We start from the raw sequence: 26,039 nt of genomic DNA, 5'->3' as shown, positions 1-26,039 counted from the left end.
GATTTTCGGTTGGTGGGTCTTCATCGCACTGCCGCGTATATTCTAGGTGTTGATCCTGCGGAAGAAGCACCCAAACTTGCTTTGTCCGATGAAACACGCCCGATAGCCGAAAAATATGTCTGTATTGCTGTGCAGGCCAGCACTCAGTGTAAATACTGGAACAATCCCACTGGGTGGATGGAGATTGTTGCCTATCTTAAAAAAGCAGGGCTACCGGGTTATCTGTATTGATCAAAAACCTATACATGGCACAGCTATTGTCTGGAATCATACTCCTTACCGTATTATCAATTGGCATACATGTAATTCCTGTTGGAATGATGAGCGTGAACGCTTTGATCATCATGATTTTCTCTGGTGCCCTCGTCATGCCAATACACCACGTTAGTTTGAGTGTACACGCCTGATTACGTCACAGCAGGTCATCGCTAAAATTAGCGCTGTCATAAAAGGTAATGCACATTCAGAAATGCCATATGCTGAGAAAATTCTTTCTCAAAATCTACTTATCTTATAGGAAGATTACTGGATTACCCTTTGCGTATATCTGTCATAGAATAAGGAAATTTTTCCATTCTAATAGAAATTGTCCGCGATCCATTAACGTGCACTCACTCGTGTTATGTGACAAGCCGGATGGACATCGCACAGAAATGTGACCATGTATTTCCAAATCCTCTGGCTTTATGTGGCATCCTGAATAAAACATCTGAAGAATTATCAAACATTCAATTTCATCTTGATTTTGCTTATAATGCATTCAAGAGTTATAAAGAAAAATTGGGATAAATTAAGTATTTTTAAATATAAGAAAATATTTTATATAATATAAATTCTTCAATATTTTCTTATTCGACGTAAAAAATACAGATTTTTTTGTAATTATTTGAATATTGAACTTATATTTTTGGGTCTGATCCAGTTTTCTGCAACCTAATTGTCAATTAAGGTTTCGAAATTAGAATATTTTCTAGAAAATATCTTAGAAATTTATGGTGACAAAATTTGCGGAAATTGTATTGAAAATTATGGAACATTTTTTATTTTTTATTCAGTTATGGAGAGATTGGTGTTAAGATTTCTTCTTGCAATAGTGGCAATATATATATTGTTTAAAATATCAATAATTATTTTCTATTTTATTTTGGCGCACTGGATAATTTTTCTAGTATTAGCTGTTTTAGCCGCTATTGTAATTGAATCCGCCAGTAGAGATACCGAAAAAGTATCCAATCAGAAACAGGATACTTCAAAGGAAAAGCCATCTGAAGAAGATAGTTCTTACACATTTAAATCATCAACACATCAAAGCCCTACTTCCAAATATGAATTCAGATCGTCTATAGCCCAGAGCACTGTATTTCATGGCAGGGCATCTACGCCTGAGATAATAGATATTGATGATGAGCAATCTTTTCAGGAGGAACCGTCTGCTCCTGAGAAATCGTATGCTGAAAGGAAAGGGTTTGCAGGAGAATGTATTGTTAATAAATACATAAAAGATATTAGAAAAAATAGGGGGATATTAAAAAATATATATATAGAATATAACTCCCCAACAGGTAAAAAAGTAACGCAGATTGATCATATTGTGAAAGTTCCATGGGGAATATTTGTTATAGAAACAAAATATTATAGTGGATATATTTCTCATGATCCAAAAGATGACTACAACTGGGTTCGGCAACCAGATGATCCAGAATCAGATCAAAGATATAAATTTTATAGTCCTCTCCGACAAAACCAGATGCATGTTGATGCTGTAAGATTAACAACGGGTTTAGAAGAAAAGAATATTTTTTCTCTTGTTGTTCTTGCAGGAAAAACAAGATGTGACAGTTATATTGAAAATAGAATTGTCAGGCCGTCCAGATTAAAGGAATATTTGGGTAATGATTGTAGGCCCCCATTATCAGATGTGCCTTATATAGATTATAAGGAAGTTGAAGATGCATGGTCTATTCTTTTGGGGTTTTTGAAAAAACAGTCAGAACTACAAGAGAAGCATAAAAAACAATTAAATTACTAGGGTCTGTTAGGGCTTGTTTCATTCGGCTGCAGCAGCAATGTGGATGGCGGCAAGGAACGATGTTTCTGTTTTTTCGTATCTGGTTGCGAGAGCACACCACTCCTTGAGGCGAGCCCAGAGTTCTTAACGAGATGCTAGTAGGTTCAGAAAACGCTTGTGTTTGTCGCCTATAAGACGACAGTTGTGCTTTTTGCCTGCGCCAGCGGGATGTTTGACCGTTGTTGCGGCGGCCGATTTTTTGAGAAGGGTAAGTCCCACTCTGCGAGCCCATGCTGACAGATCGCGGCGAGCAGGTTAAGGCGTTTGACGACTGTAGCGCCGCTGTATTTCTAGGCCAGCCGGTTCCAGAAGCCACGGACAGCCGTCGTGTTCAGATCGACAGTGCCTGCTGTGCAATCTCGTCTTGAAGAATGGCGGGGATGTGACCCTTGCGATCATTTTCCCGGGTCTGCATCTTCTCGCGCACATGGTGGTCGACCAGTTCACGGACGCTCTGTCGTCCCAGTGGTCGCGTATCTGGAACTGGTCAAGCTCTGGCTGGCAGACGTTCTGTCTAGTCAGCGTCGTATCAGTTTGGCTAAGTAGAAGGTCTGGTAGATATTTTTTCCGTCCGCGATGCGCTTGCTGGCTCGATACTGGCTCTTGCCGCGATATTCAATCTCGACAGGAAGTGGGCGGCCTGTGGCCTAGAGCAGCGGTTTTGGCGGAAGTGATGCGATCTTTCATGATGAATCTCGCTTGGGCCCAGCATAGCCTTTGCATGGAACCATGTGCTTATCGTTTTTTTTGGTGGTGAACCCAAAAGCAGTCAATCATTCCGTGACCAAAACTCTAAGTCATTGGAAATATTGGCGTCCCGTACGGGATTCGAACCCGTGTTGCCGCCGTGAAAGGGCGGTGTCCTAGGCCTCTAGACGAACGGGACAAGAGGCTGATGCGGCTTCCTACGAGAAAAATATCTTCAGCACAAGCAGATTCTTTTGGAGTGTATACGTATTTGGTGGAAAAACGCAGGCAAACGTTTGATTTTTGGCAGAATACGGCCAATTACAGGGGAGAGCTAACGCAAACATCCAAAAGCATATGATAATAATAGGGAAGGTTCATAAAGGTCATGTAGCAAGGGTGAAGTTGGTAAGCTGGGTCAACATCGAGCTTCAGAGAATATAACTTTTCCAAATATTGAATAGGTGCGTTCCAATTTATGTCAGCAATTTTCATACATTAAACAGGCGGCTTTTTGCCCATAAAGGTAGGGTCTGGAAATCTTTTTCGCGTTTGAGGTGTTTGGGCTCTTGCATCTAGAGCAGAAGCCTGCTTGCAGAGGCGCTATGCAAGGTTTGTCAGAAAATACAGGTTGGTTTCCCGTCGTGTTTCGCATGGAAGGCGAGCGGGTTCTTGTTGTGGGTGGCGGAAATGTTGCCGCTAGCAAGGTGCAGCTTCTTGTATCCACAGGTGCGCGGGTTGAGGTGCTTTCGGCTTCCTTGTGTTCCGAACTTGAACGGATGGTGGATAAAGGCACCATACACCATTTTCCACAGGATACATCTGCACAGGATTTGCAGCCGCGCCTTGCTGGCTGTCGTCTGGTTTATCTGGCAACCAATGATCGAGATCTGAACCAAGCACTTGCCACTCTATGCAAAGCGGAGAATGTGCCAGTTTGCGCCGTGGATGATCCGGCTATTTCCACATTTATTACGCCTGCATTGGTCACACGAGGGAAAGTGCAGGTTGCTATTTCTACTGGAGGAGCTGCTCCCGTTCTTGCCCGTAGGTTAAGAACAATGGTGGAGCGTGTTCTGCCAGAAGGCCTGCACCGTCTGGCAGATTTTATGTCCACTATGCGGGATGAATTGCGCCAGCGTATCCCTGACACTTCGGCACGCCGGCAGTTGTGGGAACATTTTCTGGATGGAGAAGGTGCACGCGTTGCTTTGGTAGGCAATACGGTTGAAGCCACACGCAGCCTGCAGGAGCTGGAAGAGGGGAACGCTGCCCGCGGTGAGGTCTGGTTGGTTGGGGCCGGACCGGGTAATCCTGATTTGCTAACTCTGGCAGCTTTACGGCTTATGCAGGATGCGGACGTTATTCTGTATGACAATCTGGTCGGTCCAGAAATTTTGAATTATGTGCGGAGAGATGCCGAGCGTGTTTTTGTAGGAAAAAAGCGCAATCGTCATACATTGCCGCAGGAAGACATCAATCATGAATTGGTGCGTCGTGCACAGGCTGGCCAGCGGGTTTTGCGTCTGAAAGGCGGAGATCCTTTTATATTTGGCCGAGGCGGGGAAGAACTGGAAACATTGGTAGAGGCCGGTGTACCGTTCCGGATTATTCCGGGTATTTCTGCTGCCAATGGATGTGCGGCATATGCTGGTATTCCACTTACACATCGTGATTGCGCGCAGGCATGCCTGTTTATTACGGGACATGCACGTGCAGACGGCGTGCTGAATCTGGAATGGGAAACCATTGCTCTTAAAAATCAGACAGTGGTGATTTATATGGGGCTAACAATGCTTTCTCAGCTTTGTGCCCAGCTTGTTAAGCACGGATTGCCTGAAAACTGGCCTGTCGCTGTTGTGGAAAAAGGTACTTTGCCAGAGCAGAGAGTATGCGAGGGCACATTAGCGACCTTACCAGCACTGGTGGCCGAACAGCAGATACAAAGTCCGGCACTGGTGATTGTTGGAGAGGTTGTACGCCATCGTGTGATCTCACCGCGTTATTAATTTAAGATACAAGATCAAGCCGTTGATATTTGCGGCACCTTTGCCAGCCGATTTAAAAAAGTCGCCGCTTATCGGAAAGACAGGACAGAATATGATAAACACTTCATTACCCCATGCAGACGCTGCCAAGCGGGCTGAGGCTGTGCTGGCGGAACTAAAAGCACAGTTTAATGAACGTGTTTCGTGCAATGCGTCTGTTTGTGAAGCCCATAGTCATGGAGAGGCTTTGCAGGTGGCTCGCATGCCCACTGCCGTGGTGTTTGCTGAAAGCACGGCGGATGTGTCCGAAGTGCTCAAGCTTTGCCATCATTATCAGGTTCCAGTGGTTGCATTTGGGGCAGGCACATCGGTGGAAGGGCATGTTACGCCCCCAGAACATGCCATTAGCCTTGATCTTTCCCGTATGACAGAAGTGCTGGAAGTTAATCCGGCTGATCTGGATTGTCGTGTGCAGGCGGGTCTGACCCGGCAAGTGCTGAATGTTCAGTTGCGGGATACGGGCTTGTTTTTTCCGGTTGATCCGGGTGGGGAAGCAACATTGGGCGGCATGTGCGCCACGCGTGCTTCTGGCACAGCCGCTGTGCGTTACGGCACCATGAAAGAAAATGTGCTTGGGTTAACTGTTGTGCTGGCAAATGGAGAGGTTATTCGTACTGGTGGGCGGGTGCGCAAGTCTTCCACCGGGTATGATCTCACTTCTTTGTTCGTAGGGTCTGAGGGCACGCTAGGGATTATTACAGAAGTGCAGTTGCGCCTCCATGGTATTCCCGAACAGCTTTCGGCTGCCATTTGCCAGTTTGAAAATCTGCATGATGCCGTCAGCACAGCTATTGAAATCATCCAGATGGGGGTGCCTATCGCCCGTGTGGAACTGATGGACGATGTGCAGATGGCTGCCAGTATCAGTTATTCTGGCCTGACAGATCTACAGCCTCTTACAACCCTGTTTTTTGAATTTGCTGGTGCGCCAGAATCCGTGCGTGAACAGGTGAGTGTTACGGAAGACATTGCGCGCGAAAACAATGGGTTGCGCTTTATGTGGGCCGATACGGCGGATGAGCGCGCACGCCTTTGGAATGCGCGGCACAATGCGTTTTGGGCTGCCAAAGCGATTGATCCTGCAGCGCGTGTTATCAGCACGGATTGCATTGTGCCCATTTCTCGCTTGGCAGATCTGATAGATGGCGTTCGGCAGGATATTGCGGCCTCTGGCTTGCAGGCTGCTATTTTAGGTCATGTTGGTGATGGCAATTTCCATACCCTGATCATGACAGAAGATAGTGATACCGGGCATGCCCGCGCGCTTGATCTTGATCGCAAGATTGTTGCACGAGCCTTGGAGATGGGGGGCTCATGCAGTGGTGAACATGGTGTGGGTTTGGGCAAGCTGGAATTTCTTGAAACCGAGCACGGGGCAGGGGCTCTGTCTGTCATGCGGGCGTTGAAAGCAACGCTGGATCCGTTGAACATTCTAAATCCCGGCAAGCTGTTGCCAGAAGGGCCTGTGTTCAAAGGGTAAGGAGCGTACGGGTGGCTCGCCCGTATAAACTTGACATTTACGTGTTATTTTCTGTTTATACACACAAAATCGTATTTATCTGGAATGGACTATAAATCATGTCTTCGTCCTTTTTATCCCGTAGGGTAATGCTTGCCGGAATGGGCGTGGCCATGATGGCCCCCTACGGTGTTGCGCGTGCAGATGGTCAGGTTTTGCGGATCGGCATTATTGCCGGGGAAGATGAAGATGTTTGGCGCGTGGTGGCAGAAAATGCTGCCAAAGAAGGGCTGACACTCAAGATTATTCCGTTTTCAGATTACAATGCGCCGAATGAGGCATTGGCTGAGCACGAACTGGATGCAAATGCGTTCCAGCATGGGCCATTTCTGGAAGCACAGAACAAGGCCAAGAATTTCCATATTGTTTCTGTCGGCAACACGTATCTGTCTCCCATAGGTTTGTATTCTCGGCGCTGGAAGTCTGTTGCAGAACTGCCCAACAAAGCAGTTATTGGTGTGCCTAATGACCCAACGAATGAAGGGCGTGCCCTTTTGCTGCTGCAAAAACTGGGGCTGATTAAAGTGGCTGAAGATGCTGGCTTAGTGCCGACTGCATTGGATATTACCGAAAACCCACGCCAGATTTCTGTAAAAGAAATGGATGCTGGAATGGTGGGGCGCGCGCTGCCAGATATGGATGCTGCTGTGGTAAATACAGATTGGGCCAACAAAGCAGGTATTGATTTACAGAAAGAGCGGATTGCGCAGGAAGCCCCGCAAAATAATCCGTATGTCTGCTTTATTGCGGTGAACGAAGCAGATAAGGGCGCACCATGGGTGAGCAAGCTGGTTTCAGCTTTTCAGCAAGATAATGTCAAACAGGCGTTGGCACAGGCTTTTCATGGTGCAGTTGTGCCGGGTTGGTCATGAGTCTTTTACAGGTTGAACATCTTACCCGCTCATTTGGTGGGCAGCCTGCCCTTAAGGATATTTCGTTTACGGTTGAAAAAGGCGATAGTCTCGGCATCATCGGGCGCTCTGGGGCGGGTAAGTCCACCCTATTACGGTGTTTGTGCGGGCTGGATCGTCCCCAATCGGGGCGTATTTTGTTAGAAGGGCAGGATCTGGCGGTTCTTCCAGAATCTCAGATTATTCCTTTACGTCGGCGTATTGGGCTTGTGTTCCAGCATTTCAATTTGCTGACATCCCGCACTGTGGCAGCCAATGTGGCTTTGCCATTAGAAATTGCAGGCATACCACGGGATCAGCGCGTGAAGCGTGTAGCGGAACTGCTTGATCTGGTGGGTTTGGCCGATCATGCTCATAAATATCCGGCTATGCTCTCTGGTGGGCAAAAGCAACGTGTTGGTATCGCCCGTGCCCTTGCAGCACAACCTGCCTTGCTGTTGTGTGATGAGGCCACTTCTGCGTTGGACCCTGAAACGACAGAGTCGATATTGGCTTTGTTAAACAGCATCAATCGTGAATTGGGGCTGACTATTGTTTTTATTACGCATGAAATGGACGTTGTGCGTGCATTAGCCAGGCATGTTCTTGTGTTGGATCATGGCCGGGTTGTGGCACGAGGCCTTCCGGCGGATATTTTGGAAGAAACCAGCCTGCAAGCTGCCTTACCCCCGAATATGGAACGCAGCCCACAAGAAGGTAGTCATGCAGTGGTCAGGTTAACAGTGGACCAGAACCTAATTATGGCGCCGTTACTGCAAAATGTGCAGCAGATGTGCCAGACACAGGCCTCTTTGTTGCGCGTTATTCCTGCCGAGGATGCGGAATATCAGGTGTTGGATGTTTTGTTGCAGATTGGAGATGTTTCCGTTGCGACCATGAACTTTCTTCAGCAAAATTGTCATGCAGCAGAAGTGGTAGGATATGTCCCGGCTCATTCTTGATCTGCTATGGCACGCTACAGTCGAAACGCTGATAATGGTGCTGGTATCTGGGTTTATTGCAGTACTTTTTGGGCTGCCATTAGCTGTTTTTATGGTTGTTGCAGGGCGTGGTGGCCTTTACCCATTGCCTGTGCTGCCACGTTTACTTGGTGTGGTGATTGATGCCATCCGGGCCGTGCCATTTATTATTCTTCTGGTGCTGCTTATTCCATTTACGCGGATAGTTGTTGGAAGTGCGTTGGGCACAACGGCTGCCATTGTCCCGCTTTCCATTGCTGCTATTCCGTATTTTGCACGCATTGCCGAGGTTTCGTTGCGGGAAGTTGATCATGGGTTGGTGGATGCCGTACGTGCCATGGGCGGAACACGGTGGATGGTTATCCGTTATGTTTTGCTACCAGAAAGCATGCCAGCGCTTGTATCTGGCATAACGGTTACACTGGTGACCTTGGTGGGTGCATCAGCTATGGCTGGCACTATTGGGGCTGGCGGTTTGGGGGATCTAGCTATTCGTTATGGCTATCAGCGCTTTAACACTACCGTGATGTTAGGAGTGGTCGCCGTATTGATTGTGTTGGTGACGGGGATGCAGGCTTTGGGCAACTGGCTTTCCCGCATATTACGCCATTCTGAGCGCATCAGAATAGCCGACTAAAGTTTAAAAATGGCCTCTCTATTCTTCATCAAATAGAGAGGCCAACATTGTAAAATTAAGCGCCTACAAGTTCTGCATCAGCCGCGGACCCAAAGAATTCATAATGAATCTGGTTTTCCGGCACACCAGCTTCTGTAAGAGCTTTAATCATATCTCGCATAAAGCTATCGGGGCCACAGATATTGTAATCTGCGGTTATATCTACACGAGGTTTAATCCATTCTGCGCTGATTCTGCCTTCATGCAGCGTCACGTTCTTGCTTGAACGGTTTGTGGGCACGGGGGAGTGGCTATAGAAAATATCAGCTTCAAGAGCATCTTTTTCAGCCAAAGCAGAGATATAATCCGTAAATGCTTCATCCTGCGCAGTGTGAACACCGTGGATGTAGTGGATGTTGCGCTTGGTGCCATCTTTCAAAAATGCACCAAGGGTAGAAATAAAAGGTGTTTGCCCAACACCTGCACACAGCAGAACGATTTTGCTGTTTTTTTCTGTTCCGGGGGTAAAATCTCCTGCTGGTGCAGAAACGTCCAGAACCTGTCCTTCTTGCACAGTATCATGCAGCCATTGAGAAACCACACCCCCATCAGCCCGACGAACACTAATGCGGTAATGATCTACGCCGGGTTCGGAGGAAATACTGTAGTTGCGTCGTTGTGAGCCATGCTCAGGAACATCCAGCTTAAAGCTGAGATATTGCCCGGCTTCGTGCTTCATAATGGGTTTGTTATCAACAGGTACCAACTCAAAGGATGTAATGGTATCACTTTCCCGCACTTTGCGTCGTACCGTAAAGGGCCGCCAGCCTACCCATCCACCTGGTGCTGCGGCATGGGCCTCGTAAATCTGTTCTTCACGGCCAATTAGAATTTCTGCCAGGAACCAGTAAGCTTTCCCCCATGCTTCCAGAATTTCGGGGGTGGCGGCATCACCTAATACCTGAGCAATCGCTCCCAAAAGTGCATCAGCTACGTAGGGATAGTGCTCTGGAAGAATGTTCAGTCCAACATGTTTTTCAGCAATACGTTCAACCATGCCGCCTAGTGCGCCTAGGTTCTCTATATTGCGGGCATAAGCCAGCACAGCCAAGGCAAGGGCTTTGGGTTGTTCACCATCTTTTTGGTGAGACATATTGAAAAGATCCCGAATATCGGGGTTGGAGAGCAGGCGTTTATACATTTCCTGCGTAATATCCAGCCCGTGTGCTTCAAGCGCAGGGACACAGGCTTTTATGATTGAGATTGTTTTTGCATCAAGTGGTGAAGACATGGAGAGGATTCCGTATAAAATGTATTTCATTTACATCTTATATACACATAAAAAGATGTCAATAATGCACATCTTTTGTGCGGAGATGGCTGCATTGTGATGCATGCAATATTTAAGTGTATGGATGCACTATATTTGGGATGTTATGTTAGATAATGGCTAATATTAAACGATTTGTGGAAAAAGACATTTTTGATTTTGCATTTCTGTAAATCTAAGACTACTTATTGCATATAACAAAATATGTTATCAGGTTATTAAGTTTGCAATGATCTGCCATACTTTGCAGAGCATGAAATATGGCAACCATAAAATATTGGGCATGCTACAAGAACCACGGTAACTCTGGAGCAATGGATATAAAGAGCAATGGCTGACCAGGACGACGTTATTTCACCCGGGATAGATCTTGGGCAAAGGATCAAGATCCTGCGTAAATCCGCTGGACTTACGCAGCAGCAGGTTGCAGACGCGCTGGGGGTTTCAAGGCCAGCTATCGCTTTTTGGGAAACCGGACGGGAAGGAAGCGCCAGAAAGCATATTCCCAAACTGGCGGCACTTTTTAATGTTGACCCAGAAATTTTTCTGACCGGCTACGTGCAGGAAGATATTGAGTTGGTGATTACACCCGATGAGCATGATGTGATCCGGCTTTACCGTATGCTTGATCCATCTCGCAAAGTATCTGCTCAAAAATGGTTAGAACGGCAGGCCCGGATGGCCCGACAGGAAGACTAAATTTATCGGGTAAATTTTTATATGTTAGGCAACTTCTTTTCGGTGTTTATAGGTGAGCACCTTTATGAACACTGAAAAGAAGTTGCCTGTATAAAGTTGCTGTTCAAAGGTGCTCTAAAGCCAAAGCCGCTGCAGAGGCAATATCATGCCGTAAGGCAATAACATTGCCCTTTCCGTAAGGGTGAACCCTGTTTGTTAAAATCAGAACAAAGCTATCTGTTTGCGGCACTAACCACAGAGATGTACCCGTAAAACCGGTATGGCCAAACGATCCTATGGGAAAGTAATCACCTCGCGGGGTAGAATAATGAGTGGCAATATCCCACCCTAAACCTCGTTGATCGGTTTTGCCCGCAGGTTGCTGCGGGGATGACATCATGACCAGTGTATCTGCCTTAAGTGGAAAAGGAGAAGAACGCCCGGCGCGTTTGTTGAGCAGCGCAATGGCGTAGCGTGTCATATCATCCGCGCAGGAAAATAATCCTGCATGACCTGCAACACCTCCCATCCGGCGTGTTGTGGGATCATGCACGATACCACGAAGAAGGTTTCCCTTTTCATCATACTGAGTAGGGGCAATTGTGCTGGAAAGTGTGGGAGCTGGAGTAAAAAAGGTTCTTTTTAGGCCCAGTGGTTTGAAAATATTTTGTGTTGCGTAGTCTTGTAGGGTCAGGTCAGAGAGCTTTTCTACAATCAGCCCAAGCAGGATAAAGTTGATATCACTATAAACAAACTGCTCTCCCGCAGGATGAATGGGCGTGCAGGAAAATGCCATCTGTATAGCTGTATTACGGCCTATCCACGGTGTTGAAAGATCCAGATCTGGCGGTAAACCGGAATAGTGCGTGAGCAACTGGCGAACAGTAATTTCCTGTTTGCCTTGTCTGGAAAATTCAGGAAGATAATGGCAAACCGGCACATCTAGTTGGACTAATCCACGTTCATACAACTGCATGATGGCCGGAGCAGTAATGAGCACTTTGGTAAGAGACGCCATATCAAACAGCGTATCCCATGTCATGGCTTCTGGATGAGGTACAAGTGCGCGTTGCCCAAACACACCTTTCCAAACCACTTGGCCTTTATGGGCAATGGCGGCAACGGCTCCCGGTATTTTACCGTTTTTGATGGCATCCTGAAAAATGCGTTCCACTTGTGTAAAGTTGTTTTGGGTATCGGATGCCATGCTTTTCTTTGTTGAGGAATAGAATAGGCTTGCTGCTCCCGTAAGCAAAATACGACGGCTAAAAGAAGAGGGCATATATTTCTGCCTTATAAGAAAACACCATGAGAAAATTCAATTGGTTCAAGTCGCCACAAATCTAAAGGTAATATTCAGGCGGGTTTCTCCTGTTCTGGCATGTGTGCCAGCCCGAATGGGTTTTATGCCATGAAAGCGTAAGCGATCAGGCCCACCCCACACCAGAACATCTCCATCCCTGAGCAAAATTTGTCGAGTAGGATCTGATCTTTTAAGCCCTCCCCACAGAAAAACCGCTTCCAAGCCAAATGAGAGAGAAACCACAGGCTGTTCCGTACATTCTTCATCGCGGTCTTGATGAAGGCCCATGCGTGCACCAGGACTGTAAGAATTGATAAGGCAGGCATTGGGCTGGAATTGTGCGAAACCAGCTTTTTGGGCAGCCTTGTGCGCCAAAGTTTGAAAAATGGTAGGCATATTTGGCCAAGGTTGGTCAGTAAAAGGGTTTACTCTGGTATAGCTGTAGCCTTGTGATGTGCTAACCCATCCAAATGGGCCGCAGCACGTCATGGCAACAGACATCTGCCCTCCGCCCGGGGTGTACATTTTTCTCAATGGCGCTTGCTGCGTAATGCGGTGAACAGCCAGCATACAGGCTTCAGCATCATGCAACGCGAAACCGGGCAATAATACGGCTCCGGCATCCAACTGCACGGAGTTTGGCCGGATATCTGGCAAAAGAAAATCCATTTGCACGGAACGATTGTCTTTCATGGTGAAAGCTCTGTGTGGAAAGTGTTTGCGGTGATGTGCGCTCTCTGGCACAGCATGGAAAGAGTATAGCAGCACCTACGTTTGAAACAGAAGGAGCAGATCCCCAGCAATGTCGGTTTCTGGTCGGGATATGATGTTTATCGGCGGCATTCCGGCTGTTATCAGCTTTAATGCCGGTAGCCGTATGTTTCGTGGGGTTTTTATAGGCCTGAACGCAGAGGTGGATTTTCTGGCGCGTTCTCCCATGGACTTACAGCCCCAAGGTGAGGCGGCTTTAAGTGTGTTTTTGGAAACATGTCGCCAGCAGAATCGTTCTCCTTTACTTGCACGACAAGTAGGACAAAAAGGTTATCTGCTTGAAGATATCTACGCAGAACTGGAAGAGCCCGCACGCCAGAAAGGGATAGATCTCTATCAGCTTGTGCGTGACCAGACACTGGAATTTCAGAAAACGGGAAATCGAAAAAAAGCTTCAACCGTTTTTCTGAATTTTTAATGGGAACGACAGATTTTCTAAGAAAAAAGGAAGGCTTGGGATAAGCCTTCCTTTTTTAACACCTGTTGTGCATCAGGCAGTTGTATTAGCTGGGATATTCTGTTTGGCGGGGGCCATCACGGATACAAGTGCAACTATGGCAATATTGATAACCAGAGAAAGAAGGCCAGTAGAAATATTGCCAGAAAATAGCCCCAGATTAACGGGGTGAATAGGTTTTAGGCCGTCCATCCAGCAAATACTAACACCAAAAACTGTGCCTACAGCCCACCCAGTTAGCATAGCGGCGGCAGAAAAGCGCACACGAAACAGGCCCAGAATAAGCGCAGGGAATGTTTGTAGAATAAACACGCCTCCCAAAAGCTGGAAATCAATGGCAAACTGCGCGTTCAGGAACAATACGCAAATCAGTGCGCCAATTTTTACTATAAAAGCTACAATGCGGCTGGTGCGTACTGGATTTGCCTGTGGGGGAAGCAAATTGTTGGTGACCAGATTGGCCGCGCCAATTGCCATAACGGCCGCAGGCACCAATGCCCCTACGGCAATGGCAGCAAGGCAAAAACCGGCAAACCATGCAGGAAATACACTTTGGAACAGCATTGGCACAACCATGGAGGTATTGGTGGTGTTAATGCCAGCCGCATGCGCCATAAAGCCCAGCATGGCTATAAGCCCCAATACAATGGTGTATGCGGGTAAGAAAACAGCATTCTGTTTGATGGTATCTGCTGAACGAGACGCCAGAATACCCGTAAGTGTATGAGGATATAAAAATGCAGCTAAAGCGGAAGAAAGCGCAAGGGTAGCATAAGGTAAGTTTTGTCCGGTTTTAAGCACCGTATCTGTATGTGCCGCAGAGGCAAACAAGGCACTGTAACCGCCGGTGTGTAGGGGTATAACAGTTACCGCTACCAGCACGGCAATATAGATCATAATATCCTTGATAAAGGCCGTAAGTGCCGGAGCATGTAGCCCTCCCAACCATGTGTAAGCAGCTAGGGAAATAAAGGCGATAATGAGTGGTAGATCGCCCGGTAATCCTAAAGCCTGCACCACAGTACGGATACCAATAAGCTGGAGCGCAATATAAGGCATAACCGCTACCAGCCCGGTTAAGGCAATAATCACTTCCAGTGCCCGGCTGTTAAAGCGTGCCTTTACAATATCTGCCGCTGTTGCGTGCCCGCCTGCGCGCGCAATCTTCCAAAGCTTTGGCATAACAAGAAAAATGAAGGGATAAACAATAATGGTATAAGGCAGCGCAAAAAAGCCATATGCTCCCGCCGCATATACCAGCGCAGGTACTGCAATAACCGTATAAGCGGTGTAAAAGTCTCCTCCCACCAAAAACCATGTTACCCACGGCCCAAATTCTCGCCCACCGAGTGACCATTCCTCATGGCTGTCGGTATCACGTTTGGCATGAAACAGGCCGCGTATCCATTGTATGGAACTGCCAACAACAATGGTCGCGGCAAAAAAGAAAACAAAAACGCCAAGCGCCCAAGGGTTTATGGTGCTCATGTGTTTTGCCCCTTTTTCCAGACAATCCAGATAAGAGCAGACGTTACTGGTACCCATGCGAATTGGTACCAGTAGAAAAATGGAAAACCCCACAAAACAGGATCGTGCCTATTATACAGGGGCGTCCAAAGTAACCCTAAAAAGGGCAGGGCGAGTAGGAGGTTCAGATATTTCATTACAGAAAACCCGGTCATTTTATTTTTTTTGTTCGTGACCGGGAGAAGGATGGCGATGAAAGTTACCGCCTGTCAATTATTCTGTATGTCTTTTTGGTTCGAGCAACCAAGTTGTGTCTTTTCCACTACAAACAGGGGTGCTGTTTGTAGTGGGGCAGAAAAAACAGCTTGATGTTTTAGCGTGTGGCGCTGTGCTTTTTATTCTGTAAAACTTGGTTTAGCTTATCGCCATATTGCCGATAGCTACCCTCTGGCACGCAACCCATTTCTTCCAAATCTGCCAGATCCGCTCCGTGATTGATCCACAGATTTACTTCACGTGAATCAATAGATGGTGGGATTTCACGAGGTTCATAAACAATAGGTGCGTTTTCACCTTCCGTAGCACCAAACAGCATAAAGCTATCGGGTTCCGGTGTTTTACTGGAACTCAGGCTGATTTCCCCACACACAACCTGCTTCTTTTCTGCATTGGGGTGCGTAGTTATTGCGCGGAAAAAAGGGTGGGTATCCGGAAAGCGTTTTGTAAGCGTCTTGAGTGTATTTTTTACAAAAGGGGATGCCTTTTTATCGCTGCCGTCAATAACGGTTTGCGCACTTGCAGAACAGGCTAGTACCGGCGCGCCAAGGGCAGCAAGCAACAGGCCGAATGCCAGAAAGCGTTTCATGGTTTTGAGTCTTTCCTGTTCAATGAAATGTATTAGGCAATATCATACTGCAATTTCGTGTTTAAAACAGCTTTCGCCTTCCATGGTGTAATGCTGCCGCAACTTAACCGGCCACCTTGTTGAGGGGCAGGTACACCTGTGGTGGATGGAAGTGATAAAGGGAACCCATACAGGCTTCTTACAGCCAAAAAGCCAAAGCACTCGGCTTCCAGCGCATCTCCATTCCATCCAAGAATTTCTGCCGGAGAGACTTGGCCGGGTAACCGTTGAGTAAGTGCTTCCATAATAGCAGAGTTATGTCGGCCGCCGCCACATACAAACCATGCTTGAGGCTGCTCTGGTAAAGGCGTGCGGGCAATGGTTTCCGCAGTAAAGGCAACCAGTGTGGCAGCTCCATCTGCCGGGGAGAGCGCAGCAATATTTTGCAAGGCTGTATGAAAGCTTAGCCTGTCGAGAGATTTAGGGGCTGGTTTGCTAAAAAATGGATGTGCCACGAGCTGCTTCAGAATAGATGCAGACACTTTACCGCTGCGTGCCAAGCGCCCATCTTTATCGTAGGGGATGCCAGTATGGCGGAAAGTCCAGTCATCCAGCAGAGCATTGCCGGGGCCTGTATCACAGGCCAGAATCTCACCTGTTGAGGTCAGCAGAGTAAGATTAGCAACGCCTCCAATATTCAGGATTGCAACGGGGCGTGGCTGATCGTGCAAAAGGGCTGCATGATATAAAGGGGCCAGCGGAGCACCTTCTCCGCCTGCGTGTACATCAGCGCTGCGAAAGTCATGGATAACAGGCAAATCTGTAGTAGAAGAAAGCGCAATGGCATTGCCAATCTGCCATGTGCGCCCAGGCTGGTGCAGAATGGTCTGACCATGAAAGCCAATAAGATCGGCTGGCATATCAGGTGCCATTTGGCGCAGTTTTTCAACAGCTATGGCATGCACCTTTGTCAGATCATGTTCTGCAGACAGTAATGCAGGATCAGAAGACGCAAGCTGAGGAGCTTCATCCAGTATGCGGCGCAGGCGTGCCCGTAATTCCGCCGTATAAGGCACGGTCAGCGCTGGGCCGTGCCGGAATATACGTGTGCCATCAGTTTGTATGAGAGCTGCATCTACGCCATCAAGTGATGTGCCACTCATAAGCCCAATGGCGGTAAGGGGAGAAAGCAAAGACATAGTGTTAATGTGCCGCGTTTATATCCAGCCCGGTACGCAACTGGCCGGTTGGCACATCCCATAACAGAATCCGGTCTTGCCCCTGTTCTGTAACATGCAGGGCCAATACGTTATCCCGCACGCGTGTTACGCTTAACAGGTGTTCACCAGCAGGTAATGTAGCATGTGCCGTGGAAAGATTGGCAGATGGAGCCGTATCCGATAGCGCAACCGGTGGAAGGTTGGGCGGAGTGGGTTTACTACTCATGCGATGAATAAGTACGCCTGCCAATACCACAACACCCACCACAATCAGCACACCCATGCCAATAACGGCTACAAGTAAGGCTTTGGGTGTTTTGTATTCCTGTGGTTCTTCCATCTTAAAGGGCCGTGCCTTCTGCAATATGGCGTTTCATGCTTTGCACAACGGCTGCCAGACCATCAAAAATGGCCTGTCCAATCAGAAAGTGCCCAATATTGAGTTCTCGCAGTTCTGGCAGGCTGGCGATGGGGCCAACGTTTTCAAATGTCAGCCCGTGGCCAGCATGCACTTCCAACCCAAGAGAGGCCGCTTGCATGGCTGCGGCACGCAGGCGTTCCAGTTCTCCCGCTTTCCCTTCTGCATAAGCGCCAGTGTGGAGTTCGACAACTTGTGCGCCTGTTTTGGCGGCAGCTTCTATTTGTGCGGGAGAGGGATCTATAAACAGTGAAACACGGATACCTGCCTGTGCGAGTTTTTGCACCTTTGGTGTAAGTGTTTCTAGTTGCCCCGCTACGTTCAGACCGCCTTCTGTAGTTAGTTCTTCACGCCGTTCGGGCACAAGGCAGCAGGCATGGGGGCGCAAGCCAAGGGCTATGCCAACCATTTCTTCTGTTGCAGCCATTTCCATATTAAGGGGAGCCGCAATTTCTGCACGCAGGCGTTCTAAATCTTTATCACGGATATGGCGCCTATCTTCACGCAGATGGGCGGTAATACCATCTGCACCAGCCTGAATAGCTAACAGGGCCGCAGCAACGGGGTCTGGATATGTGCCCCCACGTGCATTGCGAATGGTGGCCACATGATCAATGTTGACGCCAAGCCGGATAGCTGAAGTCATGCTGCGTTCCTTCTGTTTTGCGCAAGCTGTGCGGCCAACCGAATGGCAGCAACAAGGCTGCTTGGGTCTGCCTTGTTCTGGCCCGCAATGTCAAAGGCTGTTCCGTGGTCGGGCGATGTGCGGATAATGGGCAGCCCTAGCGTTACGTTCACACCTTCTGCCATATCCAGTGTTTTAAGAGGGATCAGCCCTTGATCATGATACATGCACAAAGCCACATCATAATGGCTGCGCGCTGCGGGTGTGAACATGGTATCTGGCGGCATGGGGCCTGTAATATTAAGCCCTTCCTTCTGTAAGGCTTTAATGGCTGGGATGATAATCTGTTGTTCCTCATGTCCCATCAAGCCGTTTTCTCCCGCATGAGGGTTTAATCCGGCCACGACAATGCGCGGGGCTTTCAGGCCAAAATCGCGTTTTAGCCCAGTGGTAACTGTGCGGGCTGTTTTAATAATCAACTCTGTATTTAACTGCTCCAGTGCGTGCCGGAGGGAGACATGTACGGTAACAGGCACAACCTTGAGAGAGGGCCCAGCCAGCATCATCACTTCCTGTCCAGGCACATGGCATAGTTCTGCCAGATAGCTGGTGTGCCCCGGATGTTTGAAGCCCGCGCTTTGAATAACCTCTTTGCTGATAGGGTTGGTGATAATAGCGGAGGCTTCACCATTCTGGGCTAATTCTACGGCCAGACGGATGCTTTCAATAACACTGGATGCATTCTGACGGTCTGGCTCTCCGGGAGAGGCAGGTGTTGCCAGTCGGAGGGGGAGCACGGGAATAGCGTGGGAGAAGATATCCGATCCCTGTTCCAGATAGCGCACGGCCTGTACTGGGGCATGTTGCTCCAGAAGGGTAGGGTCTCCCACAAAAACAAAGGGGAGCTTGCTTTCGCGCAATATGCGCCATGCTTTTACAGTAATTTCAGGCGCAATACCTGCCGGGTCACCTTGTGTTAGAGCAAGCATGGGCTTCTTCCTTCAGCGCAGGAAAATACGGGTCTGTAAAGCACAAAGGAAAACTTAGAAACGATCAGGCGTAAAGGTGCTGAGGAAATGATAAAGCACATTAGGTGCAAAACCATATTCCACAGCCATAACTGCATCCGGGCTGAGAGCACGATACCATGCAGGATTAAAGTGATCAGACAGCGTAATGGAATTGGGTAGTGTGTGTGCTGAATGCAGCAGGTTCATAAATGGCGTAAGGCTGTTCAGGTTTGGGTCAGTCGGTCTGTTTTGCATGTAGACGTTTGGATCAAAAAACAGATGGCCCGAGCGCTTTTCCTTATCGCCGGATCGGAGGAAGTGGTCATACCCATTTACAAAACCGCCAGCTTGCAAATTTTGCTCCGAAATATCGGGGTAGCGCTGAAGATAATACCGTTCGGAAAATAGGTAATGTGGAGAAAAGCTTTTGTATCCCCCATTGCAGTAATGCTCAAAGCCAGAAACGCAGGTGCCGTTTGTAATGGCTTCTGCTGCCTCGGAGCAATTTACCCGGTACCATTCCTCGTTGAAATATCTGTTGGGTGAATGGCCGGAGGATGCCCCTTCGACCTTGTACCATTGTTCAAGCTCATGGTCAGAAAAAGACAACAGAGCATCCATAATTGCGCCGTATTCTGCGCGGTACCAATTTGCGTCAAAGGGGTACCATAAAGCTTCGGATGCTTTACTTGGCATAGTCTGTCATCTTTCGTTTTCAGGTATGGAAATCAAAGGGCCTGAATGCTGTTTTCAGCCTACAGCACGGCGGTTGCGCCACAATGCCGCAAAGTCAATCTGCTGCATGATAACGGGTAGGAAGCCTGCTTCTCGGCATAGAGTGGCCAGCATGTTGCGGGCAGCAGGGTAAAGAAGCCGAGGTGCTTCTATAAGAAGCAAGGTTTCAAAGGTTTCTGCTGTTGCATGTTGCAGCGTAAAGATACCTGCATAAGTCAGATTCACATCAAATAAGGGGACAACTTCTTCCCCTTCTCGTTGTGCAGGAAGGTGCCCCTGACAGCGCAAGATCAGTTCAACTTCAAAGTTGGGCTGGTTTTCACCCATTTGATGGGCACGTACATCTACAGAAACACCAAGGTGAGGGCGTTCTGTTACGCGTGAGTAAATGGCTGGTGCCCCAAGAACCTGAAATTCAACAGATTTAACATATTGGATTCCCATCATAACAGACGGCGCAGGAGATGTGTGAGATGCGCCGCCAAGTGAATCTGCAGTTTCGGTATTCATGATGGATGTCTGATCCTCAGGAGTAATGTCGCAAACAAAAATAGCTCATTATTCAGGAAAAATGAGCAAAACAATATAATCCGCACCAGCCCTACCAGATTCAGACAGTTGCGGCGAGAGGAAACACAATAAACTTCTTTTCTGTTGTAGCTCTGGCAAGGGTCTAAAAATGTGTGAAATATTTTATCATTAAGCTTGCGGTTGATGGTATCCAGTCGCTTGTTCTTTGCGTGTGATACGGCTACGACTTGATGCCATGATCAGGCTGATAATTGTTGTCCCATTCCTGCTGGCGCTTGTGGTGTTCAGTGCCAGTAATCAGGATCCGCTCGATATGTGGTTGCTGACATATAGCTGGAAGTCTTCAGCTGGTGTGTTGGCGCTGTTGGTAGCTGCTGTTGCCTTTTTGCTGGGAGCTTTCTGTTTGTGGACGGCAGAATTCAGGCAACGCCGGCGTGCGCGCAAGGCAGAGCAACATGTAAAAGAACTGGAAGCGCAGCTTGCCCAAGTGCAGGCCGTATCCAGCATGCCAGTGGCCCCAGCGCCCGTAGCCATAGCGACTCCGCCTGTTTCGCCTGCAAATGGAGCAGAACCACATGTCTGATACAGCAAGGCAAACAGGTTTGATTGTGGCGTTGGATACGCAGAACCCGGCGCAGGCCAAAGCATGGGCGCAGGCGGTGCAAGGTGTTGCGGGTGTTATCAAGCTTGGTATGGAATTTGCTTATGCAGCAGGCTTTCAGGCTGTGGCAGATCTAGCTGGGCAGAGGCCTTTATTTCTGGATCTTAAGCTGCACGACATTCCCAATACTGTGGGAGCCGCTGTAAAAGCGCTTTCTCATTTGCGCCCTCGTATGCTGACACTGCATGCTGTTGGCGGTGCAGAAATGATGAAAGCTGCACGCAAGGCATGTGATGAGGCTTTCCCGGAAGGAGAGCGCCCATTACTGCTGGCTGTAACTGTGTTGACCAGTATGGATGATCAGGCCTTGGCAGAAGTAGGTGTGCCGGATGATACGCGCACGCAGGTTTTGCGCTTGGCGCATCTGGCAATGAAGTCCGGGATGGATGGATTGATCTGCTCCGCGCATGAACTCAAGGCACTGCGAGAAGTTCTGGGTGACAAGCCTGTGTTGGTAACGCCAGGTATTCGGCCCGCAGGAGCAGCTAAGGGTGATCAGAAACGTGTTATGACGCCTGCGGAAGCACGCGCTGCCGGAGCAGACTGGATTGTGGTGGGAAGACCCATAACTCAGGCTGCAGATCCAGCAGCAGCAGCAGCAGCAATTGCTGCGGAACTGGCAGCATAAATCTGCTGCATATAGCTGGAGTAGGTTATGAGCAGCGTTCGGACAGGCGTAAAAATCTGCGGCATTACAGAAGAAGCCGGGCTGGAAGCCTGCATGAAATATGGCGCAGATTGGGTTGGCTTTGTTTTTTTTGAACGCTCTCCTCGCTATATAAATGCATTGCGGGCAAAGGTTTTAGCTGCCCAGGTTACAGACGGCATCAAGAAAGTCGGGCTCTTTGTACGCCCTGACGATGCTGATTTGGAACGCGTGTTGGGTCAGGTCGATCTAGATATATTGCAGCTGTATACAACGCCTGAACGCGCCTTGCAGATACAAGCCAAGTTTGGGCTGCCTGTTTGGTTGTCCATTCCAGTTGCCTCACAGGCTGACTTGCCACAACAAAACATAGTGGAACGGCTTGTGATTGAGCCTAAGCCCCCAGTTAATGCAACACGCCCGGGTGGTAATGCGCAGCGCTTGAACTGGGATATGCTGCAAGGTTGGAAACCTGCTTATTTGTGGATGTTGGCGGGGGGGCTAAATCCCGAAAATGTAGGACAAGCCGTTGCAACAACTGGAGCAGCAGCGGTGGATGTTTCATCCGGCGTTGAAAGTGCGCCTGGCATTAAGAATCCGGATGCAATTGCGCGTTTTATCCATAATGCGCGCACTTCAGCCGTTGATTGAGATAAAAACTTTATTTTTTCCGCTTTAGGTCTTGTTTGTTCCGAAAATTTTGCTATTACCTCTCTCGCGTCGGAGAGATGGCCGAGTGGCTTAAGGCGCACGCTTGGAAAGCGTGTGTACGTTAATAGCGTACCGAGGGTTCGAATCCCTCTCTCTCCGCCATAACGTAATTTTCCCTTAAAAATAGTCAGTTCAATTGAGCTGTAGAGCTACAGCGTTTTGTGATGTTGTTCCGTATCACAAGATACATACAATATTTTCCGATGCCCTAAAGCTTGGTACGGCTATAAGGTTGCAGGCTAATTGTACGAGTAGGATAGCAAAAAGTAGGGCCGCAAATACATCGTATAGTGGAAGGCCTAAAGTGAATAGACTTCCAACGGTGATGTATCCTGCTACACTATGAATGTCCGACATCCATAAAAACAGATAATCTTTTCCTTGCCATGTGCATGTAGCAGATGGTGCTAAGTCTTCATTTATTAAACGATTATTATGTGTTGCATGATGTGTTCCATCCATAATGCTTTCCTACATTACGATTCGAATACGAAATATATTATTGACCAATTAGCCAGAATAAAAATACGATTTCGATACAAAATATCATTTACCCTTTAACGATTGGAAAACAGAAAGGCAGTCCTCTTCCTGCTTCATGTTAAAGGCGGAGCGCTTATTATAGCAGAAGGCAGTATGCGGGCGGACATTCTGTGTGGCCCAGATGGAAAAATTGCTCATGTAGCAAACACGATAGAAACACCAACGGGGTGTGATGTTGTGGATGCCGCGGGGTTATTGGTAATGCTGGGAGGTATAGACCCGCATACTCATATGGAAATGCCTTTTATGGGCACAATTACAAGCGATGATTTTTATACTGGAACAGCTACTGGCTGAGGCGCTGAAGAAAAACCCCCACTCATGAGTGGGGGGTAGGAAAATAATGAATAAGGGAAATGACCTGAGTTCTGTAAATCTAGTTAGTATAATGCGTTAAAGGCAAATTGTGGTGATACAATGCGGGATGTGTTATGTCCCGCATAATACACGGAAACACCAGCAATAACGCCATAATTAGGTGTCCAGTTGTATTCTAGTGCTGGGGCAACCTGCCAATCTCCCGAACCGGAACTCAGTTCATCTACTTTCAAACCAGAAGCATAATGGCCTTTTAGGCGGGTGCCATTAGCCCAATCTCGTGCCACGTCAATTGCAAAAACCCATCGCTGTGTAATGCCATATTCCAAGGAAAATCCTGCTTCACCATACATGCCGGGCTGTCCATGGCCGCGAAAGCCGCGTGTGGTGCCATAACTGGTAACATCTCTTAGATGAGCAGAATTAAGAGCGCGCCGGAAGGTTGCCCATAGCCGTAACCGCAACTCATGGTTATTGGGCATGGTGTATGTGGATTGTTCAGTTAATGTTGCGCGATATGTGTAAACGCCGCTGCCAACGCCATCCTGTGAGCGTCCGAGGTGAGAGTAATCACCTGTAGGAAAGGAAACGCCGGTAATAAGGTTGAGTGTGGGAATAAACCGTTTGGGATCTGCCGTAAGATAGCGCCACATGAGATCAACTGGCACATCTCCAATTTTCAGGCCGCTACTGGTTGTATCTCCATGCTTCCACCGGTAGCTGATAGCTGGCGTGGTCTGAATGCTCAGGTAATCCGTTAAGGCGTACCGATAAATGGTAAAGCTGGTAACCGATTGCTGACGCGGGGAGGACATGGGCACATTGTTATTGTGCGGACCGATCATACCTGAAGGTACAGAGTAGTACATATAGGGTTCTAAAAGAAACATGCCCTGTTTAGAGAGGGGGCCTGAAGGAGAAACCAGAGAGCCAGTGTACCATTGATCGGCCGCGCATGCGCTTTGGGAATATGTGTTTACAGTGATGGCAGATAGGGCAAGGGGCAGAAGAAAACGCAGAGATTTATCAGAAAAATATCTGAAAATAGTGCTCATCAAATGTGCTCCTTGGAAACTTGATTGTTTTCCGCACATGGAAAGCCTGCATCATCGGTAAGTTCCACAGAGGAGAGTGTTTGTGGAACAATATTCTGTGGTTTCTGGTTGGAGGTTTTCCACCCAATAATCAGCACAAGAGCCAATAATGGAATGGCAGCGATAGACATGGTGCCGGTTGGGTAATCCAGTGCCATCAGCAGTAAAATGCAAAGGAAAAACACAATACTTAACCAAGATGTAAAAGGGGCACCGGGCATTGCAAAACCCGTAGGGGCAATACGACCTGCCTTAATGGCCTGACGTAATTTGATCTGGCATAAGAGAATAAAGCACCATGTGCTGATAATCCCCAGAGATGCCATGTTGATTACGATTTCGAAAATTTGTGATGGCAACAGGTAATTTAATCCAACACCAACCAGATAAATGGCAACAGTTGTGAGAATGGCTGCTGCTGGAACAGATTGTTTGTTCATATATGATAGGTAACGTGGTGCGGAACCGTTAAGTGCCAGAGCCCGAAGTACTCTGCCTGTGGAATAGAGGCCTGAGTTTAGACTGGAGAGTGCTGCGGTGAGCACCACAATGTTCATAACGGAATCCATCCCCGGAATACCGAGTTTGGAAAAAAATGTAACAAATGGGCTAATGCCTGCCTGATAAGAGGACCATGGCAGAAGCAGCACAAGAAGAGTAACAGTGCCAACGTAAAAAATAATGATCCGCCAAATAACATTGTTAATGGCGGATGGCAGGATTTCGCGTACATTCTGGCATTCACCAGCGGCAGTGCCAATCATCTCAATGCCGAAATAGGCAAATACAACGCCTTGCATCAGGGCGAGTGCAGGAAGTGCCCCATGAGGGAACAGTCCTCCATGCTCAGTAATCAACTGTAGGCCAGTCGTATGTCCATCAATCGGAACGCGCAGGCCTAAAATAGCACTTCCAACAACAAGAAAAATTAAAAGTGCTGCAACTTTAATAAGCGAGAACCAGAATTCCATCTCGCCAAACCATTTTACACCAATCAGATTCATTGATGTAATAACCATAAGGGCCATAAACGCCATAACCCATTGCGGAACAGCAGCAAATACACCCCAGAAATGCATGTAAAGGGCTATGGCGGTAATATCGACAATACCTGTCATGGCCCAACTAAAGAATGAAAGCGCACCTGCGACATAAGAAGCACGAGGCCCTAGAAATTCCAGCGCATAGGAAACAAAACTACCGCTGGTAGGCCGGTACATAACCAATTCCCCTAGTGCTCTGAGCATAAGGAAGGAAAAAATACCGCAAACTAGGTAAACTATTGCAAGAGAAGGCCCTACAGCCTGAAGCCTGCTTCCCGCACCCAGAAAAAGACCAGTTCCAATAGCGCCTCCGATAGAGATCATTTGGATCTGACGTTTGCCTAAAGCTTGTTTGTATCCTTCTGAAGTCTGTTGAAGAGGGTGGGATGAAGAAGTTTTTGTGTCCAAAATTTCTATCTCCATGACAACAGACAGTGCGAAATCTGCAATATATTTTATGGAACGCACCTTGTTTCGATAATGCAATAACAGTAATCGCAGGATCAGGGAAGTCATTGCAGAATCGAAATGCCATAGAGTTAATGTATAAAATGTTTTACAAAAATAAACTTAATATGTATTATTTAAATATATATTGACTTTATAGGTGAGTATTATCGAATTTACTTAAATTAAAATGCAAATCACAAAGTAAAAATTTTTTTATATATTATATAGTGAAGTTGAAAATATATTATAATATCTCAATCAAGATTTGTTTTTTCTGAATGCGAATAAATAGTTAATTTATAAAAGCTGATAAATACTGATATTTATTAGGCGTTTAAGTGAGGTGTCGTTACCATTTTATTGTAAATGGCACGAC

Annotated in this window: 26 protein-coding genes, 2 tRNA genes and 3 pseudogenes; 15 read left to right on the top strand and 16 right to left on the bottom strand. The window is 47.6% G+C overall.

What is annotated here, in order from left to right; translation table 11 throughout:
- The 3 genes and pseudogenes from FKW19_RS09275 to FKW19_RS15435 form a co-directional block, all read left to right on the top strand.
- Positions 1-517: pseudogene (locus tag FKW19_RS09275) on the top strand (hypothetical protein); the annotation flags it as partial.
- 420 nt (positions 518-937) lie between these two features.
- Positions 938-2,029 (top strand): nuclease-related domain-containing protein, encoded by a 1,092-nt coding sequence (locus FKW19_RS09270; RefSeq protein WP_089179520.1) that lies wholly within the window; start codon positions 938-940, stop codon positions 2,027-2,029.
- Between the two features lie 366 nt (positions 2,030-2,395).
- Positions 2,396-2,614 carry a hypothetical protein gene (locus FKW19_RS15435; protein WP_162870689.1) on the top strand — a complete coding sequence of 73 codons (219 nt, stop codon included), beginning with the start codon at positions 2,396-2,398 and terminating at the stop codon, positions 2,612-2,614.
- Between the two features lie 264 nt (positions 2,615-2,878).
- On the opposite strand, the gene FKW19_RS09255 is transcribed toward FKW19_RS15435, so the two are convergent.
- Positions 2,879-2,954 (bottom strand) — tRNA-Glu (locus FKW19_RS09255).
- A 406-nt stretch (positions 2,955-3,360) separates the two neighbouring features.
- Between FKW19_RS09255 and cysG the strand changes: the two genes are divergently transcribed.
- From cysG to FKW19_RS09230, 5 genes are all read left to right on the top strand, one after another.
- The gene (gene cysG, locus FKW19_RS09250; RefSeq protein WP_089179519.1) at positions 3,361-4,764 is read left to right on the top strand and encodes a siroheme synthase CysG; all 1,404 of its coding nucleotides are present in this window, start codon (positions 3,361-3,363) and stop codon (positions 4,762-4,764) included.
- Between the two features lie 91 nt (positions 4,765-4,855).
- On the top strand, positions 4,856-6,283 hold the full coding sequence (locus FKW19_RS09245) for an FAD-binding oxidoreductase (RefSeq protein WP_089179518.1): 1,428 nt from the start codon (positions 4,856-4,858) through the stop codon (positions 6,281-6,283).
- Positions 6,284-6,381: 98 nt separating this feature from the next.
- The gene (locus FKW19_RS09240; protein WP_006115902.1) at positions 6,382-7,194 is read left to right on the top strand and encodes a MetQ/NlpA family ABC transporter substrate-binding protein; all 813 of its coding nucleotides are present in this window, start codon (positions 6,382-6,384) and stop codon (positions 7,192-7,194) included.
- Positions 7,191-8,174, top strand: a complete 984-nt coding sequence (locus FKW19_RS09235) for a methionine ABC transporter ATP-binding protein (RefSeq protein WP_063354542.1) — start codon at positions 7,191-7,193, stop codon at positions 8,172-8,174. Before FKW19_RS09240 ends, FKW19_RS09235 begins: the two co-directional genes overlap by 4 nt.
- A complete protein-coding gene (locus FKW19_RS09230) occupies positions 8,155-8,829 on the top strand; it encodes a methionine ABC transporter permease (protein ID WP_089179517.1) in 675 nt (224 codons plus the stop codon). The genes FKW19_RS09235 and FKW19_RS09230 overlap by 20 nt, the downstream gene beginning before the upstream one ends.
- Positions 8,830-8,884: 55 nt before the next feature.
- Here FKW19_RS09230 and hmpA read toward each other — a convergent pair whose 3' ends face one another.
- Entirely contained in the window at positions 8,885-10,099 is a 1,215-nt protein-coding gene (gene hmpA, locus FKW19_RS09225; protein ID WP_089179516.1) for an NO-inducible flavohemoprotein, read from the bottom strand.
- A 369-nt stretch (positions 10,100-10,468) separates the two neighbouring features.
- Here hmpA and FKW19_RS09220 point away from each other — a divergent pair, with 369 nt between their 5' ends.
- Positions 10,469-10,837 carry a helix-turn-helix domain-containing protein gene (locus FKW19_RS09220; protein ID WP_003626381.1) on the top strand — a complete coding sequence of 123 codons (369 nt, stop codon included), beginning with the start codon at positions 10,469-10,471 and terminating at the stop codon, positions 10,835-10,837.
- A gap of 103 nt (positions 10,838-10,940) precedes the next feature.
- Here the strand turns inward: FKW19_RS09220 and FKW19_RS09215 are convergent, their stop codons facing one another.
- Entirely contained in the window at positions 10,941-12,098 is a 1,158-nt protein-coding gene (locus FKW19_RS09215; protein WP_089179515.1) for a serine hydrolase, read from the bottom strand.
- Between the two features lie 45 nt (positions 12,099-12,143).
- Positions 12,144-12,812 carry a DNA oxidative demethylase AlkB gene (gene alkB / locus FKW19_RS09210; RefSeq protein ID WP_089179514.1) on the bottom strand — a complete coding sequence of 223 codons (669 nt, stop codon included), beginning with the start codon at positions 12,810-12,812 and terminating at the stop codon, positions 12,144-12,146.
- 109 nt (positions 12,813-12,921) lie between these two features.
- Here alkB and FKW19_RS09205 point away from each other — a divergent pair, with 109 nt between their 5' ends.
- The gene (locus tag FKW19_RS09205) at positions 12,922-13,308 is read left to right on the top strand and encodes a hypothetical protein (protein ID WP_063354537.1); all 387 of its coding nucleotides are present in this window, start codon (positions 12,922-12,924) and stop codon (positions 13,306-13,308) included.
- Positions 13,309-13,380: 72 nt separating this feature from the next.
- On the opposite strand, the gene FKW19_RS09200 is transcribed toward FKW19_RS09205, so the two are convergent.
- The 9 genes from FKW19_RS09200 to FKW19_RS09160 all read right to left on the bottom strand — a co-directional run bounded on the left by FKW19_RS09200 (position 13,381) and on the right by FKW19_RS09160 (position 20,176).
- Entirely contained in the window at positions 13,381-14,835 is a 1,455-nt protein-coding gene (locus FKW19_RS09200; RefSeq protein WP_089179513.1) for a sodium:solute symporter, read from the bottom strand.
- Positions 14,832-15,029, bottom strand: coding sequence for a DUF3311 domain-containing protein (locus tag FKW19_RS09195; RefSeq protein ID WP_081461426.1), 198 nt, complete (start codon positions 15,027-15,029; stop codon positions 14,832-14,834). The genes FKW19_RS09200 and FKW19_RS09195 overlap by 4 nt, the downstream gene beginning before the upstream one ends.
- A gap of 158 nt (positions 15,030-15,187) precedes the next feature.
- A complete protein-coding gene (locus tag FKW19_RS09190; protein ID WP_006115910.1) occupies positions 15,188-15,679 on the bottom strand; it encodes a hypothetical protein in 492 nt (163 codons plus the stop codon).
- A 32-nt stretch (positions 15,680-15,711) separates the two neighbouring features.
- On the bottom strand, positions 15,712-16,857 hold the full coding sequence (locus FKW19_RS09185) for an anhydro-N-acetylmuramic acid kinase (protein WP_089179512.1): 1,146 nt from the start codon (positions 16,855-16,857) through the stop codon (positions 15,712-15,714).
- A 4-nt stretch (positions 16,858-16,861) separates the two neighbouring features.
- A complete protein-coding gene (locus FKW19_RS09180; protein WP_089179511.1) occupies positions 16,862-17,218 on the bottom strand; it encodes a DUF6476 family protein in 357 nt (118 codons plus the stop codon).
- A 1-nt stretch (position 17,219) separates the two neighbouring features.
- The gene (locus tag FKW19_RS09175; protein WP_089179510.1) at positions 17,220-17,942 is read right to left on the bottom strand and encodes a pyridoxine 5'-phosphate synthase; all 723 of its coding nucleotides are present in this window, start codon (positions 17,940-17,942) and stop codon (positions 17,220-17,222) included.
- Complete coding sequence (pdxA, locus tag FKW19_RS09170; RefSeq protein WP_089179509.1) at positions 17,939-18,910, bottom strand: 4-hydroxythreonine-4-phosphate dehydrogenase PdxA; 972 nt, start codon at positions 18,908-18,910, stop codon at positions 17,939-17,941. Before pdxA ends, FKW19_RS09175 begins: the two co-directional genes overlap by 4 nt.
- 54 nt (positions 18,911-18,964) lie before the next feature.
- On the bottom strand, positions 18,965-19,627 hold the full coding sequence (locus FKW19_RS09165; RefSeq protein WP_063354532.1) for a hypothetical protein: 663 nt from the start codon (positions 19,625-19,627) through the stop codon (positions 18,965-18,967).
- Between the two features lie 54 nt (positions 19,628-19,681).
- Positions 19,682-20,176 (bottom strand): protein-export chaperone SecB, encoded by a 495-nt coding sequence (locus FKW19_RS09160; protein WP_006115915.1) that lies wholly within the window; start codon positions 20,174-20,176, stop codon positions 19,682-19,684.
- Between the two features lie 256 nt (positions 20,177-20,432).
- On the opposite strand from FKW19_RS09160, the gene FKW19_RS09155 reads away from it, so the two are divergent.
- From FKW19_RS09155 to FKW19_RS09140, 4 genes are all read left to right on the top strand, one after another.
- The gene (locus FKW19_RS09155) at positions 20,433-20,780 is read left to right on the top strand and encodes a lipopolysaccharide assembly protein LapA domain-containing protein (RefSeq protein WP_035353319.1); all 348 of its coding nucleotides are present in this window, start codon (positions 20,433-20,435) and stop codon (positions 20,778-20,780) included.
- Positions 20,773-21,486, top strand: coding sequence for an orotidine-5'-phosphate decarboxylase (pyrF, locus tag FKW19_RS09150; RefSeq protein WP_089179508.1), 714 nt, complete (start codon positions 20,773-20,775; stop codon positions 21,484-21,486). Before FKW19_RS09155 ends, pyrF begins: the two co-directional genes overlap by 8 nt.
- Positions 21,487-21,513: 27 nt before the next feature.
- Positions 21,514-22,155 carry a phosphoribosylanthranilate isomerase gene (locus FKW19_RS09145; protein WP_089179507.1) on the top strand — a complete coding sequence of 214 codons (642 nt, stop codon included), beginning with the start codon at positions 21,514-21,516 and terminating at the stop codon, positions 22,153-22,155.
- A 71-nt stretch (positions 22,156-22,226) separates the two neighbouring features.
- Positions 22,227-22,317 (top strand) — tRNA-Ser (locus FKW19_RS09140).
- Positions 22,318-22,422: 105 nt separating this feature from the next.
- On the opposite strand, the pseudogene FKW19_RS15950 reads toward FKW19_RS09140, so the two are convergent.
- Positions 22,423-22,677, bottom strand: a pseudogene (locus tag FKW19_RS15950) (cytosine permease); the annotation flags it as partial.
- Positions 22,678-22,806: 129 nt separating this feature from the next.
- Here FKW19_RS15950 and FKW19_RS09130 point away from each other — a divergent pair.
- Positions 22,807-23,052 (top strand): annotated as a pseudogene (locus FKW19_RS09130) (dihydropyrimidinase); the annotation flags it as partial.
- A gap of 86 nt (positions 23,053-23,138) precedes the next feature.
- On the opposite strand, the gene FKW19_RS09125 reads toward FKW19_RS09130, so the two are convergent.
- Positions 23,139-24,131 (bottom strand): hypothetical protein, encoded by a 993-nt coding sequence (locus tag FKW19_RS09125; protein WP_193561104.1) that lies wholly within the window; start codon positions 24,129-24,131, stop codon positions 23,139-23,141.
- Positions 24,131-25,621 carry an amino acid permease gene (locus FKW19_RS09120; RefSeq protein ID WP_369870176.1) on the bottom strand — a complete coding sequence of 497 codons (1,491 nt, stop codon included), beginning with the start codon at positions 25,619-25,621 and terminating at the stop codon, positions 24,131-24,133. The genes FKW19_RS09125 and FKW19_RS09120 overlap by 1 nt, the downstream gene beginning before the upstream one ends.
- Between the last annotated feature and the right edge of the window lie 418 nt (positions 25,622-26,039).

The sequence above is a fragment of the Acetobacter sp. DmW_125128 genome, assembly GCF_008704325.1.
In the GTDB taxonomy this organism is placed as follows: Bacteria; Pseudomonadota; Alphaproteobacteria; order Acetobacterales; family Acetobacteraceae; genus Acetobacter; species Acetobacter oryzifermentans.
This window is presented reverse-complemented; position numbering and strand designations above follow the sequence as displayed.